The organism is Buchnera aphidicola (Panaphis juglandis) (assembly GCF_964059065.1).
GTDB classification, from domain to species: Bacteria; Pseudomonadota; Gammaproteobacteria; order Enterobacterales; family Enterobacteriaceae; genus Buchnera_L; species Buchnera_L aphidicola_AM.
In genome coordinates, this window is sequence record NZ_OZ060378.1 from 275,302 (window position 1) to 293,995 (window position 18,694).

The window sequence follows — 18,694 nt, forward strand, 5'->3', positions numbered from 1 at the left end:
CTCATCTTATTGAAAAATTATTTAAAATTATTAATAATAATTAAAAAATAAAATTATTATTAATAGAATATGTGAAATAAAAAATACACTAATAATTATATATTAAAATTAATATATTAATACAATAATTTTCTTAACATAAAATATTTCGTACTGTTCTTGGAAATGGAATAATGTCTTTTATATTTTTAACTCCAGTAATATAAGACATTAATCTTTCAAAACCTAAACCAAAACCTGAATGAGGAACACTTCCATATCGACGCAAATCTATATACCAAGAATAATTTTTAATATTTAGATCTAACTCTAAAAATCTTTCTTTTAAAACATTTTTTCTATCTTCTCGTTGTGATCCACCAATAATTTCTCCAACTTTTGGAACTAACAAATCCATTGCAGCAACAGTTTTATTATCATCATTAACACGCATATAAAATGCTTTTAAATTTTTTGGATAGTTTTTAATTACAATTGGAATATTGCAAAAATGTTCAATAAGATATTTTTCATGTTCTATAGATAAATCCATTCCAAATTTAATTTCATTATTAAAATGTTTTTTAGAATATGATAAAATTTCGATTGCGTCTTCATAATTTATATGAACCATATCAGAAAATAAAAAAGTTTCTAAACGTTTAAAAATATTTTTATCAATATTATTATATAAAAAATCCATATCGGTTTTACAATATTTAAGTACGAATTTAACTACATATTTTAGCATTTTAATCGATATATTAATAATATCTTCTAAATTTGAAAACGATTGTTCAACTTCTAGCATCCAAAATTCTGACAAATGACGAGTTGTATTAGAATTTTCAGCTCTAAACGTTGGACCAAATGTATAAACTTTTCCCATAGAGCATGCATATGCTTCTGCTGTTAATTGACCAGATACCGTTAAAAAAGCTTCTTGACCAAAAAAATCTTTTTTGAAATCTATTTTACCAATTTTATTTTTAGGAATATTATTCATGTCTAATGTTGATACACGAAACATTGATCCTGAACCTTCAGTATCTAAACTCGTAATAATTGGAGTGGGTATCCAATAATAATTATTATTATAAAAAAATTTATGTATTGCATGAAAAAGATTATTTCTAATTCTAGTGATCACCCCAATGATATGAGTACGTGATCGTAAATGCGGTACAGATCTTAAATACTCATAAGTATGCTTTTTCGATGAAATAGGATATTGATGTGCTTTTTCAACCCAACCGATTACTTTAATAGTATTAGTTTGTAATTCATACTTTTGATACTTATCTAAGGTAGATATTACTTTTCCAATCACACAAACTGAACATCCAATACTGATTTTTAAAATTTCAGAATTATAATTTGATATAATATTTTTTTTTACAATACATTGTATGATTTGTAAACAAGAACCGTCGTAAATATCAATAAAAGAAACTCCAGATTTTGAATGTCTTCTATTTCTAATCCATCCGAAAATTTTAACCTCTTTATTAATTAAGTTCTCATTAGTATATACATTATGAATTGATACTATTCTCATTTTTATATCACCTTATTTTATAGTATTCAAAACATACCGATATTATTCTCATTTAAAGTATATAAATTATTAATATATTAAATTATATATTAAATATTTTAAAAAAATCAAGAAAAAAATTATATTTTTATATAAATAATATAAAATAATTATCAAATATATTAATATTAACTTTTAAAAGTAAAAATATTAATAATAATTTTATATAAATTATTTTATAAACTCTTAAGAAATAGTTTCTTACATAATTTAGAACAGCAACCACTATATTTTGTATTACACATTTTACATTGAAGAAATAACTTATGGCAATAGTTGTTTTTACAATTAATATAATAATTACATGGTACGTCACAATTTTTACATTTTGAAAAAACATGATGTGATACCCTTTCTGTCATACGATTATCAAAAACAAAATTTCTTCCTTGAAACATACTTAAAAAACCTTTTTTACGTGACTCATTAATATAATTTAAAATTCCACCATAGATGTGGTAAACATTTTGAAAATTATGTATTTTAATCCATGATGTTGCTTTTTCACAACGAATTCCTCCTGTACAATACATAACAATATTATGGTTTTTAAATTTTTTTAATTCAGGAACAATTACTTTCAATTGATCACGAAATTTTGATCCAGGTATATGTATCGCGTTTTCAAAATGTCCAATTGCATATTCATAATCGTTACGAATGTCTACAACAACAGTATTTTTTTTTTTTATCATATCATTTACTTGAATTGGTTGTAAATATGTTCCAGATTTTTTAAGATCAAAAATATTATGAACAAGACCATCGGCTACAATTGTTTTTTTAACCTTTACTTGTAACACCCAAAATGATGGTTTATCATTTAAAGCATAATTGATATGTATATTATGAAAATTATCATTAATATTATATAAAAATTCTTTAAAAATATTTATTTTTTTTTTTGAAATACTTATTTGAGCATTAATACCTTCTTTAGCAATATAAATTCGACCCAGTATTTTTAACTCATAAAATTTTTCATAAATTAGATTTCGAAATGCATATGGATCTGATATGTCAAAATATTTATAAAATGATAGTGTAATTCGATATGAATAATTTTTTAATAAATCAGATTTTAATTTTTTTTTTGAATAAATATTATGTAATAATGACATGAATCAACCTTATAGTGAAAATAATAATAAATAATATTATATTCAACAGTTTAATTTATTGGTGATTTTTATTAAAATTTTTAAAAAATAAAATTTGTTGAAAACAATTTTCTTTTTCTACTAGTAATGTTTTTAAATAATTCCTTTTTTTATTAATAATACTTTTATCAGCTTTTTTTAAAAAATCAATATTAGACAATATCTGATTAATAGAGTAAATTTTTTTATCAAAATTATTTATTTTTTTTTTTATATCTTTTATTTTTAAAAATATATCAAATTTAAAATTAATTATAACAAAAACTTTATTATTATCAATTATTTCCATAATAGAATTTTTTGGAAAAATATCATGAGTATTTGAAAAAATAATTTCTTTTATATATCCAATTTTTTTAATTAATTTAATATATGATAAAATAAAATTTTTATATTCCATATCTGTGGTAAAAATTAATACAGATAATAAAATATTATACTTAATATTTAATAGTATCCGAATTTTTCTTAAAAAAGAAATCATTTTTTGTAAGAAAACCATAATTTTTAAAACATTATACGATACCAAACTGTTATTAAATTCTGGAAACTCTTGTAACATGATTGTTTGATCTTTTATATTTAAAAAATTTTTAATTTTTTTCCAAATATGTTCTGTAATAAAAGGAATAATCGGATGAGCTAATCTCAAAAAAATTTCAAAAATATATAACAATGTATATTTTGTATTTTGAATTTCATGTACTAGTTGAGTATTCATGATAATTTTTGCAATCTCTAAATACCAATCACAAAATTTATTCCAAAAAAAGTCATATAAAATTTTTGAAGCTAAATCAAATCTATAATCATTTAAAGCTCGACGGTACTTTTTAATGGTACAATTTAATTCTTGATAAATCCAAATATTAAAGAAAAAATCTTTTTTATTATGAATAATAAATTTCATATCTATATTTTGAGTATTAATTAAAATAAAATTTCCAGCATTCCAAATTTTACTACAAAAATTTCTATAACCCTGTAATCGATTCATATCCCAATTAATACTGCGTTGCATCGAAGACAATGAAGCACAAGTAAAACGTAACGCATCAGCACCAAAAGCCTGAATACCTTTGGGAAACATTTTTTTGGTTCTTTCATTTATTTCATTTTGTAAATTATCTTTTAAATTTAATAATTTTCTTTTGTGCAATAAACAGGATAAGCTAGTACCGTCAATTAAATCTAATGGATCTAAAACATTACCTTTAGATTTAGACATTTTTTGACCACTTTCATCTTTTATTAAACCTGTAATATAAATTTTTTTAAATGGAATTTGAGGGTTACCATTCTCATCTTTAATAAAATGCATTGTCATCATAATCATTCTTGCAATCCAAAAAAATATGATGTCAAAACCACTAACAAGTATTGTTGTTGGATGAAAAGAATTTAATAAATTTTTTTTCTGAGGCCAATCTAAAGATAAAAATGTCCATAAACTTGATGAAAACCAAGTATCTAAAACATCTGAATCTTGAAAAATAAAAATATTTTTTGATATACTATACTTTTTTCGAATTTCCTCTTCATTATATCCAACATAAATATTACCCAAATCATCATACCATGCTGGAATTTTATGACCCCACCATAACTGACGAGAAATACACCAATCTTCAATATTATTCATCCAGGATAAATACATATTTTTATATTGTTGAGGTAAGAATATAATTCTTTTTTTTATAATTGCTTGAATAGCATTTTCAGATATTTTTGAAGTACGAAGATACCATTGATCAGTTAGCATTGGTTCAATAATTTCACCACTTCTGTCACCATATGAAACAGTAATAGTCTCTTTTGAAATATGATTTAAATAATCAAACTGTTTTAATAGAGATACAATTCTTTTTCTTGCTTTTAGAAAATGTAATCCACGTAATTCATTAGGAATATTAATATTATTTGTTTTTAAAATATTACCATCGATGTCATAAATACTACAAATACTAACAACATTTCCATTAAGATCAAAAATATTAATCAAAGGTAATTTGTGTTTTATTGCAGATTTATAATCATTAAAATCATGTGCAGGGGTTATTTTTACACAACCTGTACCTTTTTTCATATCAACAAATTCATCCTGTATTACAGGAATACATCTATTAACTAATGGAACATAAACACGACATCCAATAAAACTTTTATATCTATCATCATCAGGATGTATAGCAACTGCAACATCACCTAACAAAGTTTCTGGTCTAGTAGTAGAAACAATTAAATATTTTTTTTTATTAAATGTGTTATCATTTTTTAAGAAAAAATATTTAATGTGCCACATTTTTCCAATTTTAGTATGATATTCCACTTCTAAATCTGATACTACTGTTTGTAGTTTAATATCCCAATGAGATAATTTTTTTTTTCTATAAATGAATCCATCATCATATAATTTAATGAAAGCTTTTTTTACACCTTTAGATGAAATTTCATCTAAAGTAAATCGTGTTCTTGTCCAATCTACAGAACTTCCTAAACGTTTTATTTGATAAATAATATTATTTTGAATTTGATTCTTCCACTCCCAACATTTTTTAATGAAAAAATCTTTTTTAATTGTAGATACATCATAATTATTTTTAGATCTCATTTTTTTTAATACTATTATTTGTGTTGCAATTCCAGCATGGTCTGTACCCATTTGCCATAAAGTATTTTTACCTTGCATACGATGATAACGTATCAAAATATCCATAATTGTATTTTGAAATGCGTGACCCATATGTAAACTACCAGTAATATTCGGTGGTGGCATAATAATAGAAAAACTTTCACGACATGATCGATGATTTGGAGTAAAATAACCATTTTTACACCAAAAATGATATAATTTTTCTTCAATTTTATTTGGATTATATTTTTTTTCCATATTTATTCTTAAATTCATCATGAATTAAATTAGACTCTACATACATCAATTTTATAAATTAATGTAATATATATAATATTAATAATAACAATAAATCTTTTAAATTAATAAATTTAACTATTTTAATAAAAAATATAATAATATATTATCTGTAAATTAAATAATTATTTTAAAAAAATTAATAATAAAATATAATTTTTTATAATAATTGTAAAATTTTAAAATATGAATCATATTATTTTTAATAATTGAAAATTATTATACTAATATATATTTTGAATTTTTAAAAATAAAAAATTATATACTAAATATTATATAAAAATAAATATAAAAAAAATAATGTATCCATAAAATTCATATCTCTTAGATAAATAATTATATTTATATGAGTATCAAAAAATTAATTTTAATTTATAAATTAAATAATTAATATTTAAAATTATTATAACAGATAAAAATAAAAATAATTTAATATCCGTTTTTAAAAAATAAAATAAAAATTATACTATAATCATAATATTAGAATTAATTTTAAAAAATTCGTCAATTCATCATTCATAATATCTAAGTTTTTTTTTAATTAATAAATAAAATATTTCATTTTTTAAATCATTATGTGAATATTTTTATTTATAAATAATATAATAATTATTATTACTATTTATATATAAAAATTTAATTCAAAATAACATATTAAAAATTATTTAATAAAATGAATAATTTATATATAAAATATCTAATGAATATAAAAAAAATATATTATTATTTAATTCATATAAATACTTTTTATGAATTAAACAACACTATTCTAATTAGTATCAACTATAATTTTATACACATTTCTCATTACATTGATTTTTTATGTCATCATCATAATGATGATAATATTTATTAGAATAATTTTCATATAACAAACAATGATTAAAAATAACATAAAACGAATAGCTCATACAAAAAACTTTTAAAAACATCTGATTTTAATAAAAAAGAAATTTATAATATTATTCAATTATCCATCATATTAAAAAAAAAGAAATAAAAAAAAGAAATAAAGTATCTCAAAAATAAAAAAATTGCTTTAATTTTTAAACAAGAATCCACAAGAACAAGATGTTCTTTCGAAATTGCTGCCTCTGAATAAGGAGCATATTTTAATTATTTAAATACAGGAAACACATACATTTACAATATAAAGAATCTTTAATTGATACAATTAAAGTTTTAGAAAATCTATATGATACTATCGTATATCATGGAATAAATCATAATATTATTAAAATTTTATCTAGATCTTCCAAAATACTTATTTGGAATGACTTAACCAAAAAATATCATCCTAAACAAATATTATCAGATATTATGACTATGAAAGAGTTTTTACCAAATAAAAAATCTCAAAAATAAAATATGCTTATTTAAGTGATGCATCTAATAATATTACAAATACCATATTGGAAGCCTCAATAATATTAGGGTTTGAATTAAGATTAGTAGTACCAAAAAAATTTTTTCTTAAAAAAATATCTTAAATAAATATAATATAAAATAAAAAAAAATTAAAATTAATGAAGATATTCAAGAAAGAGTAAAAAATGTCGATTTTATTTATACAGACGTTTGGATTTCTATAGGAGATAGAAAAAATTCATTAAAAGAAAAAATATCATTACTAAAAAATATCAGATTAATAGTAAAATGTTAGAATTAACTAATAATAAAAATATAAAAGTATTACATTGTTTGCCAACTTTACATGATAATTCAACAATTATAGGAAAAAAATTTCTGAAAAATATAAATTTCATAATGGTATTGAAATTACCAATACCGTATTTAATAATCATAATAAAACAATTTTTCAGAAATCAAAAAATAAATTGCATACAATAAAAGCATTAATGATTTTAACTTTAAATGATACTGATATAATTAAATATAAATAATAATAAAAAATAAGGAATAATATGTCTTATATAATTAACACTAAAAAATCACCACAACCAATTGGTCCATATGTTCAAGGTATAAAAATAAACAACCTTTTGATGGTATCTGGACAAATACCAATAAATAACAATGGTAAAATTATATCCGAAGATATTGAGCAACAAACACTTCAAGTCTTAAAAAACATTAAAAATATTATTGAAAAAGCAGATTTACATGTCCATAATATCATAAAAATGACAATATTTGTTACAAATCTGAATGATATAAAAAAAATTAATCAAATATATCAAAAATTCTTTATAAAAAATGATTCAAATTTTCCATCTAGAACATGTGTTGAAGTAAATAAATTACCAAAAAACTCAAAAATAGAAATTGATGCTATAGCAATACAAAATTAATATCATTAATACAAATATGCCACAAAGTGGCATAAGATACAAAAATTGAAAAATACATAACAAAAGTAATAAAAATAATTATTATAATTATATTTTTCAGTCGCAAAAATCGTAATAAAATATCTTGATAAAAGAACTCATTATGCAATGAATCATTTATTATTATAGCGTTTTTTATGATTCAGTTCTAATAATTTAATTCTAATAGGTTTGTTTAAAATTCTCGTTTGTAATAGTTTTTTTAAAAAATCATTTGATATCGTACTAGATAATTCTAAAGTAGAATATTCAGAAAAAATTCTAACATTACCAATATTTTTGCTGTGTATTTTCCCCTCATTAGCAATTGCCCCTACTATATGCCTAACCTCCACTCCATCATTACGACCAACTTCAATACGATATAAGTTCATACTTGTTCTTATTTTATAATTTTTAAAAATATTAATTTTTCTGATTTGATTATTATTTTTTATATCTAAAACATTATTAATAGGTTTTGAATCTTTAATAATTAATTTTCTTTTACCTTCTGCTATTTTTAATAAAGCAGCGGCTATCATATATATATCATATTTATCATTAATATTAAATTTTTTTAATAATTCGTAATATTCTTTTAAATTATTACTTTCTAAAGTATCAGAAAGTTTTTTATAAAATTTATTTATTCTATATTTTCTTAATAAATTAATATTAGGTAATTCAATTTTAATAATCGGTTGTTTAATGATTCGTTCAATATTTTTTAATAAACGTCGTTCACGATACTCCACAAAAAGTAAAGCTCTTCCAGTGCGACCAGCGCGACCAGTACGTCCAATTCTATGAATATAAGATTCTACATCCATTGGAATATCATAATTAATTACTAAATTAATACGTTCTACATCTAAACCTCTTGCAGCGACATCAGTAGCAATCAAAATATCTAATCTTCCATCTTTCAATCGTTCTAATGTTTGCTCTCTCAAATTTTGATTCATATCACCATTTAATGCAGAACTGTTATATCCATGACGTTCTAATACTGCAGCAACTTCTAAGGTTGCATTTTTTGTACGTACAAATATAATTGTAGCAGAAAAATCTTCAAATTCTAGAAACCGTATTAAACCATCAGTTTTTTTTCCATTTACCAACCAGTAATTTTGTTGAATGTTAGGTCTAGTTGTAATACTAGATTGAATTTTAATTTCTTTAGGAGATACCATAAATTTTTTTGCAATATTTCTAATAATATTAGGCATAGTCGCAGAAAATAATGCTGTTTGATGTTTTTTAGGTAAACGTTTCATGATATTTTCAACGTCTTCTATGAAACCCATTCGTAACATTTCGTCTGCTTCATCTAAAACAAGTGATTTTAGATTAGTTAACTTTAGTGTCCCTCTTTTTAAATGATCTAATAGACGACCAGGAGTAGCTACAATCACTTGAGGTCCATATTTTAATATTTTTAATTGTATATCGTATCTTTGACCACCATATAATGGAAGAACTTTTATATTTATTATATATTTTGAAAATTCTGAAAATGCCTGAGCTACTTGTACAGCTAATTCTCTAGTTGGTGTTAAAACTAAAATTTGAGGCGATCGTAAGGAAGAAATAATATTATTCAAAAGAGGAAGAGCAAAAGCAGCAGTTTTTCCACTACCAGTTTGAGCCATACCTAATACATCTCGACCAGACAAAAGATGTGGAATACATAATTTTTGAATAGGAGAAGGCTCCATGTATTCCATATCACGTAATGCTTTTACAACTGAATCATTTAATCCGAATTTTAAAAATGAGTTTTCAATTTGTATCATGTCAATATATACACCTTTTAAATGTTCCATAATACATATATATTAATTAATATAAATGCATCATATTATAAAATTTTTTAAAAAAGATATAATAAAAAATACTTAATTATCTCAATATACATGTAATATAATATTAATGAATATTTCTATAAATATATAAAAATTTTATTCATTATTAATTTCTTTCATACTTAATCTTAATCTTCCTTGTCGATCAATTTCTAATACTTTTACTAACACTTTTTGCTCAATGTGTAAATAATCTGTAACTTTTTCTACTCTTTTATTTGTAATTTGAGAAATATGAACCAACCCCTCTTTTCCAATTCCAATTGAAACAAATGCACCAAAATCTGTAATTCGAATTACTTTACCAGTATATATTTTACCAACAGAAATTTCAGAAGTTATTTCTCTGATTCTTTTAATAGCATTTCTTGCTTTTTTTTCAATTGCAGCAGAAATTTTTATAACACCATCATCTTGAATTTCAATCACAGTACCTGTTTCTTCTGTTAACATTCGAATGATTGATCCACCTTTTCCAATAACATCTTTAATTTTTTCAGGATTAATTTTAATAGTATGTATTCTAGGAGCAAATTTTGAAATACTTTTTCTTGGAGTATTAATAAACTGATTCATAACGTTCAAAATATACAAACGAGATTTTTTAGCTTGGTATAAAGCCTCTTCTAAAATTTGATACGTAATACCGGTAATTTTGATATCCATTTGTAATGCAGTAATTCCGCATTCAGTCCCAGCAACTTTAAAATCCATATCACCAAAATGATCCTCATCTCCTAAAATATCAGATAAAACAATATAATTTTCATCTTTTTTAATTAAACCCATTGCAACACCTGCAACTGCAGATTTAACAGGAATACCTGCATCCATTAAGGCTAAAGAAGCACCACAAACAGATGCCATAGATGATGAGCCATTGGATTCAGTAACCTCTGAAACTACTCTAATAGTATATGGAAATTCATCTATTTTAGGCATTACAGCTAACATACTACGTTTTGCTAATTTTCCATGACCAATTTCACGTCTTTTTGGAGACCCTAATAATCCAATTTCACCAACAGAATAAGGTGGAAAATTATAATGAAATAAAAAATTATCTGTTTTATCTCCTAATAATTCATCTAAATTTTGTGCATCTCTCGAAGTTCCTAATGTTGCAGCAACTAAAGATTGTGTTTCACCTCTAGTAAATAAAGAAGATCCGTGAACTCTAGGAAGAATTCCTGTGCGTATATCTAATTTTCGAATTTCACTTTTTTTACGACCATCAATACGTATTTTATCATAAATAATTTTATTCCGAACAATATTTTTTTCAATATGATATAGAATTCTTTCAATTTCATTTGCTATAAATACAATATTTTTTAATTTTAAATTTTGTAAAATATTTTCTTTAATTAAATTTAATACCTTTTTCCTACGTTTTTTCTCTAAAATTTCATACGTCTTTATAATATCATATTCAGATAATTTTAAAATATAAGAAAATAATTCATGATCCTGAATTCTAACTGGTACATAGTTCCATGGTTTAATTTTTACGTCTTTTGAAAAAGAATCAATATTTTCAATTAATTGCTGCTGTTTTGTATAACCGAACATAATAGCATCTAAAACTTCATGTTCACTTAATATATTAACTTCAGCTTCAACCATTAAAATAGAATGTTTTGTTCCAGAAACAACTAAATCTAATTTACTATTCTTCATTTCATCTATAGTAGGATTTAATATATATTTATTTTCAATATATCCAACTCTTGCTGCACCAATAGGACCAAAAAATGGAATTCCTGATATTTTCAACACTGCTGATGCACCAATCATAGCTACAATATCAGGATGAATTTGAGGATTTACAGAAACTACCGTTGCTGTAATTTGTACTTCATGCATAAAATCTGATGGAAATAATGGACGAATAGGACGATCAATTAATCTCGCAATTAATATTTCATTTTCACTAGGTCGACCTTCTCTACGAAAAAAACCACCAGGAATTCGACCAGCAGAATATGTACGCTCTTGATAATTAATACTTAATGGGAAAAAATTTTGATTCAAAGATAAATTTTTATTTGCAACAACAGTCACAAATACCGTTGTATCATTCATAGTTACCATGACCGATGCATCTGCTTGTCTTGCCATAATACCTGTTTCTAATGTAACAGTATACTTTCCATATTTAAATTTTCTGGTAATAGCATTTAACAAAATAATATCCTTAGTTGACATTAAAATTTTTAAAAATTATACATCAAAATTTTGATCTCAATTTATCTAAGTAAGCATTTTATAAAAATATAATATCAAATACATTAAACAATAATTATAACATAAAAACCAATATTTGCTTTTCATGTTATAATAAATATTTATTAATGTTATTTCTAATGACGTAAATCTAATTCTTTAACTATAGAATTATAACGATGAATATTCATATTTTTTAAATAATTCAATAATTTACGTCTTTTAGAAACCATTTTTAATAAACCTCTTTTACTAGAAAAATCTTTTTTATGAATATTAAAATGCTTTTGTAAATAATTAATATGATGACTTAACAATGCAATTTGAACTTCAGATTTTCCTGTGTTTTTTTCAGTCGAACCATATTTTAATATAATATTTGTTTTTATATTTTTCATAACAATCCTAAAATTATATAATGAACGCTTTTAAAATAACATATTTTATAACATATTTAATAATTTATATGAAGTTAATCTTCCGTGATGATTAATGTTACATATAATACATACATTTAAATTATTTTTAATGGTAACTCTAAAAATACCTGAACCAATATTTTTAAAAATATCAAATTTATTATTTATATTAAATTTTTCATAAGAAGAATAAAAAATTTCAGGTAATTTAAAAAAAACATCTTTCATGGATAATAAGAATTTATAAATTATATTATGATATTTATTTAAAGAATATGATTTACGTAAATTATATAAATAATCAAAACTAATAGCATCAGAAATATCATAATCAGATACTTTTAATCTTCTTAATTTAACAATATGAGCACCACATTTTAATAAAATTCCTAGATCATATACTAGTTTTCTAATATAAGTTCCTTTAGAACATAATACATTTAATTCAATTCTTTTATAATTATACTTTATACATTCTATCTGATAAATATTGATTTTATTATGAATTACTGGAACGTATTCATCATTTCGAGCATACTTATATAATGGTATTCCCTTATATTTTTTTGATGAATAAGAAGGAATAATCTGAATTTTCTGATTTTTTAATAATTTTAATGCTTTGTATAAATCTGAAGAAGAAAAATTTATTTTTCGCTCTTCTAAAACCATACTATCAGAATCATGTGTTGCAGTAATTTTCCCAAAAATTGCAACAGTATGATATAATTTTTTAGAATTAATTAAATATTCTGAAAATTTTGTACTTTTACCAAAACAAATAGGTAAGATACCTGTCGCTAATTTGTCTAATGTTCCAGAATAACCTGCTTTTTTGGCATTAAACATTCGTTTTACTTTTTGTAAAACTATATTAGAAGACATACCCTTGGGTTTATCTAGTAATAATATACCATTTATATCATTTTTGTACATAAATATATTTTATATTATAAAAATAAAAATATTAAATTAAATATTTATATGTTTTTAAGTAATTTAGAAATTTTCATACCTTCCAATAATGAGTCGTCATGATAAAATTTTAAAATTGGTATTTTTCTTAATTTCATATTATGAAATAAATTTTTTCTGATGTATCCAGATGATCGCTGTAAAACAAAAATAATGTTTTGAACATTATTCATATTATCAGAAATACTTGAAAAAGTATGATGATCGTTAAAATAACTAAAAAAAACTTTTGCGTAAGATAAATCATGTGATAATTTTATAGATGTCACTGTAATTTTAAAATTAATTCTAGGATCTCGAATATCTTTTTGTAAAATTATTGCTATTGATTTTTTTAAATCCTCAGCAATGCGTGTTGAACGATGAAAATTTGGAGAATAATTTTTATTAATGTATTTCATAAATTTCAGTTTTATTTATAATCAATCAATCAATAATATGATAATATTAGGATTTAATTTCAATCATTTCAAAAGATTCTATTATATCTCCAACACAAATATTATGATAATTTTTTATACCAATACCACATTCTTTACCCATACTCACTTCATTAGCATCATCTTTAAACCGACGTAAAGATTCTATTGCACCTTTATAAATAATACTATCATTTCTTAAAATTTGAATATGATTCTTACGTTTTATGATTCCATTAATCACCATACAACCTGCTACAAATACTAATTTTGTAGGTTTAAAAATATCACGAATTTCAGCACTTCCTACGATCCGTGTTTTATATTTTGGAGCCACCATCCCAGATATTAATAACTTTATATCACTAATTAAACTATAAATTACAGAATAATAACGTACATCTACATTTTCTAATTTAATTATACGATTAGCTAATGTATTAGAAGCAGTATTAAATCCAATAATGATTGCCTTAGAAGCAATCGCAAAAGTAACATCTGTTTCTGTAATATCACCGACATTAGAACTAATAATATTTAAAGTAACATGATTATTCGATAAGTTTTGGATAGCATATGAAATAGCTTCTAATGAACCTTTAACATCTGTTTTTAAAATAATATTTAATTTAATATGATCTTTGTTATTTAAAGAATCAAACATATCTTCTAAATTTATTTTTTTAATATTTTCATTTTTATGATTTTGAAGATGATTTTTTTTATATGATGCTACTTCACGTGCTTTTTGTTCATTTTTTACTACATAAAATGCATCACCGCTTGAAGGTGTTCCAGATAAACCTAAAATTTCAACTGGAATTGATGGTTTAACATGATCAACTTCTATACCAAAAGAATTACGTATTGCACGTACTCTACCGTAATGTATATCACAAAATATGTTATCTCCTTTTTTCAATTCACCTTCTTTAATTAAAACCGTTGCTACCGATCCACGTTTTTTATCTAATGATGCTTCAATAACAACACCATTTGCTCTACCAGAAGAAATCGAAAATAACTCTAATATTTCTGCTTGTAAAGAAATCGAATTTAATAAATCATCAATCCCTTCCCCAGTAATTGCAGAAACATTTACAAAAATAGTAGTACCACCCCAATCTTCTGATAATACATCATGTTTCATCAGTTCTTTTCTAACTTTTTCAGAATTAAATTCTGGTTTATCAAGTTTATTAATTGCTACAATTAATGGAACATGAGCATCTTTTGCATGTTGAATTGCTTCAATTGTTTGAGGTTTTACTCCATCATCTCCCGCAACTACTAAAACAACAATATCAGTAATTTGAGCCCCTTTAGCACGCATAGCAGTAAAAGCAGCATGACCTGGAGTATCTAAAAAAGTAATTATATTTCCATTTTTAGTTTTAACAAGATATGCACCAATATGTTGAGTAATCCCACCAGATTCATTTTGAGCGACTTTTGAAGATCGAATATAATCTAATAATGATGTTTTACCATGATCTACATGGCCCATAACAGTAACAATGGGTGGTCTTATTTTTTTTTCATAATTTTGATTAGTTTCTTTATTTTCTTTGTAAATCGATTTTTCCAATATATTTTCACGATATAAAATCGCTTTATGACCTAATTCTTCAATGATTAATTGAGCTGTTTCTTGGTCAATTATCTGATCTAAAGTAAAAGAATTACCCATTTTCATAATAATTTGAATAAAATCAGAACCTTTAATAGCCATTTTATTAGCTAATTCTAATATTGAAATTTTTCCACGAATAGTAATATTTTTAATTATATTTTTATTTGGTTGAATAAAATCTTGATGTAATAAACCACGGTTTTTTTGTTTCATTTTTTTTTTATTTTTAAGATTAATATTTTTAACGTGATTCTTATGATTTAAATCAATATTTTTTATAATATTTTTTGTTTTTTTATGTTTATTTTTTTCTTTATAAGTACCATGATTATAATTAACAATATGGTTCATATCTTTTAATTCACTTGTATTTAATATTTTTTTTAAATTCTTATCAAGAATAACATTGTTAGTAATGGAAGAATTTTTTGAAATAAATTTAATTTTTTTATCTAAATTATTTGTTTTATTTTTATTTTGTGTCATATTTTTAATATTAATAACTTTTTCTTGATTAACTGATTTTAATATCTTCATAGAAGAATTATTAGATTTTTTTTTATTTTTTAAATTAGCAACATTTATATTTTGAACATTATCATTATCATTAGATATTATTTTTTCTATTGTATGATTAGAAATATTATTTGTACTATGATGATTTTGAATATTATTATTTTTTACAACACAATTTAAATTAATATTATCTTTAATAATATTAGAAACTTTTGGTATAAAAGATTTTTTACTATGAACATTATTATTTTTGATTTTATCTAACGCTTCATGTGAAGCATTCATAGAATTTAAAAATAACTCATTTTTTGATGATAAATAATATAGTAATAGTTTTTTTTCATATGTATTAACAGCATCATTTTGATTTTTTATAATACCAATATTAGAAAAATATTTTAATAACAATGATATTTCAAGATTCATTTCGTAAGATAAATTTTTTAAACTAATTTGTTTCATATTATTTCCTATTAATCAAAATATTATTTTTAATAATTATTATGATTATAATGTATAAATATTGTTATTATATACGCCGTATGATATTTTTATCATCATATGTATTTAATTATTGTTTAACATATAGCACTGTAATTTATATCATATATTGTTTATTCTTATTATTTATAGTATAAATCATTGTTTTATATTAAAAATCTTGATAAATAATTATCAGATTTATCCTGTATAATATGCGCCATTTTTCTATTAATACCGTTAATTTTTAATAATTGCAAATATGGAATACAAGCTAATTCTTTTAAAGAAAAAAAACCATAATGAATTAAAATATCTATTATTTGTTCTGGTATATTCAAATTTCTATGAAATACAGAACGAATTTTATGTATTTCAGTCTTATTTTTGAATTGCAAATCACTTAATGTCATAACATTTAATTCCCAACCACTTAATTGAGCTGCTAATCTTACATTTTGACCATTTCTACCGATAGCTTGAGCTAAATTTTTATGTTTAACTGCAATGTCTATAGTATGAATATTTTTATGGACAATTACTGAAATAACAGGAACAGGAGCCATAGCATTAATTACAAATTGAGCTGGATTATTATCCCATAAAATAATATCTATTCTTTCACCACTCATTTCTTCTGAAACAGACTGGACTCTTGCTCCTCTCATTCCAACACACGCTCCTACTGGATCTATACGTTTATCATGACTTTGAACAGCAATTTTAGCTCTAAAACCAGGATCTCTAGCAATAGCTTTTATTTCAACAGTTTTTTCATTAATTTCTGGAACTTCAATTCTAAATAATTCAACTAACATTTCAGCACGAGATCGACTAATTAATAATTTTGTTCCTGGTCTTTTAGAATTAATTTCATATAATATACCACGAACACGATCACCGAGTCGAAAATTTTCTTTAGGTAACATATCAATTTTATATAATTTTGCTTCAATATAATGATTTAAGTTTAAAATAATACAATCACCATTAATTTTTCTAACTACACCTTTCACAATTTGACCTTTATATTGATAAAATTTATCTACAATCATAGATTTTTCTGCTTCACGAACTTTCTTTATGATAATCTTTTTTGCAATTTGTGTAGCTACACGATTAAAATTCATAAATTGTATTTTATCTTCTACAAATTCTCGTAATTGAGCTTTTTTATTTTCAAAACGAGCAGCTTCAAGAGTAATTTCTTTAGTAGGATACATTACTTGCTTTACAATCATCCATCTACGAAAAATATTGAATTTTCCACGTAATCTATCAATACTTACTCTAATATCAATATCTTGAATATATTTTTTACGTATTGCAATAGATATTGCACTCTCTAATGCTTCAAAAATTTTTTCACATGGTAATGACTTCTCGTTAGAAATTAATTGTATTGCCGTTACAATCTCTTTGTTAATCATAATTATCCCTAAATATTAAGTACTAATATGTACTATTCTATATTTTTATAAACATTCATATTATGTATTTTTGAAACATTTGTTAAAAATAATTCAAGATATTCATTAAATAAGATCAATAAATTTTTAATATAATTTATAAATATATAAAAATTTCATGATTCTTATAATGAATAATAATAAAGAGACTATAAAAAATAAAAACTTCATAAAATAAAAAATAAAACGTCATACCGAGAGTGGGATTTGAACCCACATGCTATATAATAAGCACTATCCCCTCAAGATAGCGTGTATACCTGTTTCACCATCTCGGCATATGAATCATAATATAAAAATTTATTATCACATAACATAAATTTTTATACCACTAATTGTTTTTAAAAATATACTAACTGTAAAAAATACAAAGTGCAATACTTAAAATAAAAAAAAATAAAACTAAAATTTTAATCATATTATTTAATAATTGACCGTAATTAATAAAATTAAAACTATTAAATATACTATTATCACAATAAAAATTTTTCAAATTATCATCACTAGATAAATTAAACATAATTAAAGAAATTAATAATAATGATACAATAATGAATGCAATTAAAATTAATATATGCATAGAAAAATTTTTTCCTTGAACATCTTTTTAAAAAACTATATTAAAATTCTATATTTAGTGTAATCATAATAAATACACCATTTCAATATAAAATATTTAAAATATCCCTACTAT

Annotated in this window: 11 protein-coding genes, 1 tRNA gene and 2 pseudogenes; 2 read left to right on the forward strand and 12 right to left on the reverse strand. The window is 22.6% G+C overall.

Features of this window, described 5'->3' with window-relative positions; translation table 11 throughout:
* Positions 1–133: 133 nt before the first annotated feature.
* The 3 genes from asnS to AB4W46_RS01305 all read right to left on the reverse strand — a co-directional run bounded on the left by asnS (position 134) and on the right by AB4W46_RS01305 (position 5,644).
* The gene (gene asnS, locus AB4W46_RS01295; protein ID WP_367678365.1) at positions 134–1,537 is read right to left on the reverse strand and encodes an asparagine--tRNA ligase; all 1,404 of its coding nucleotides are present in this window, start codon (positions 1,535–1,537) and stop codon (positions 134–136) included.
* 215 nt (positions 1,538–1,752) lie between these two features.
* On the reverse strand, positions 1,753–2,697 hold the full coding sequence (locus tag AB4W46_RS01300) for a rhodanese-related sulfurtransferase (RefSeq protein ID WP_367678366.1): 945 nt from the start codon (positions 2,695–2,697) through the stop codon (positions 1,753–1,755).
* Positions 2,698–2,752: 55 nt separating this feature from the next.
* Positions 2,753–5,644 (reverse strand): valine--tRNA ligase, encoded by a 2,892-nt coding sequence (locus AB4W46_RS01305; RefSeq protein ID WP_367678367.1) that lies wholly within the window; start codon positions 5,642–5,644, stop codon positions 2,753–2,755.
* Positions 5,645–6,617: 973 nt separating this feature from the next.
* Here AB4W46_RS01305 and AB4W46_RS01310 point away from each other — a divergent pair.
* Positions 6,618–7,569, forward strand: a pseudogene (locus AB4W46_RS01310) (ornithine carbamoyltransferase subunit F).
* Positions 7,570–7,590: 21 nt separating this feature from the next.
* Complete coding sequence (locus AB4W46_RS01315) at positions 7,591–7,977, forward strand: Rid family detoxifying hydrolase (protein WP_367678368.1); 387 nt, start codon at positions 7,591–7,593, stop codon at positions 7,975–7,977.
* A 152-nt stretch (positions 7,978–8,129) separates the two neighbouring features.
* Here AB4W46_RS01315 and AB4W46_RS01320 read toward each other — a convergent pair whose 3' ends face one another.
* The 9 genes and pseudogenes from AB4W46_RS01320 to AB4W46_RS01360 form a co-directional block, all read right to left on the reverse strand.
* Positions 8,130–9,794, reverse strand: coding sequence for a DEAD/DEAH box helicase (locus AB4W46_RS01320; protein ID WP_367678697.1), 1,665 nt, complete (start codon positions 9,792–9,794; stop codon positions 8,130–8,132).
* A gap of 165 nt (positions 9,795–9,959) precedes the next feature.
* The gene (gene pnp / locus AB4W46_RS01325; RefSeq protein WP_367678698.1) at positions 9,960–12,050 is read right to left on the reverse strand and encodes a polyribonucleotide nucleotidyltransferase; all 2,091 of its coding nucleotides are present in this window, start codon (positions 12,048–12,050) and stop codon (positions 9,960–9,962) included.
* A gap of 176 nt (positions 12,051–12,226) precedes the next feature.
* A complete protein-coding gene (gene rpsO / locus AB4W46_RS01330) occupies positions 12,227–12,487 on the reverse strand; it encodes a 30S ribosomal protein S15 (protein ID WP_367678369.1) in 261 nt (86 codons plus the stop codon).
* Between the two features lie 45 nt (positions 12,488–12,532).
* Positions 12,533–13,444 carry a tRNA pseudouridine(55) synthase TruB gene (gene truB / locus AB4W46_RS01335; protein ID WP_367678370.1) on the reverse strand — a complete coding sequence of 304 codons (912 nt, stop codon included), beginning with the start codon at positions 13,442–13,444 and terminating at the stop codon, positions 12,533–12,535.
* 44 nt (positions 13,445–13,488) lie between these two features.
* Positions 13,489–13,884, reverse strand: coding sequence for a 30S ribosome-binding factor RbfA (gene rbfA / locus AB4W46_RS01340; protein ID WP_367678371.1), 396 nt, complete (start codon positions 13,882–13,884; stop codon positions 13,489–13,491).
* Between the two features lie 46 nt (positions 13,885–13,930).
* Positions 13,931–16,513, reverse strand: a complete 2,583-nt coding sequence (infB, locus tag AB4W46_RS01345; RefSeq protein WP_367678372.1) for a translation initiation factor IF-2 — start codon at positions 16,511–16,513, stop codon at positions 13,931–13,933.
* 248 nt (positions 16,514–16,761) lie between these two features.
* A pseudogene (gene nusA, locus AB4W46_RS01350) lies at positions 16,762–17,958 on the reverse strand (transcription termination factor NusA); the annotation flags it as partial.
* Between the two features lie 234 nt (positions 17,959–18,192).
* Positions 18,193–18,278: transfer RNA gene (locus tag AB4W46_RS01355), tRNA-Leu, on the reverse strand.
* 74 nt (positions 18,279–18,352) lie between these two features.
* The gene (locus tag AB4W46_RS01360; protein ID WP_367678373.1) at positions 18,353–18,580 is read right to left on the reverse strand and encodes a hypothetical protein; all 228 of its coding nucleotides are present in this window, start codon (positions 18,578–18,580) and stop codon (positions 18,353–18,355) included.
* Between the last annotated feature and the right edge of the window lie 114 nt (positions 18,581–18,694).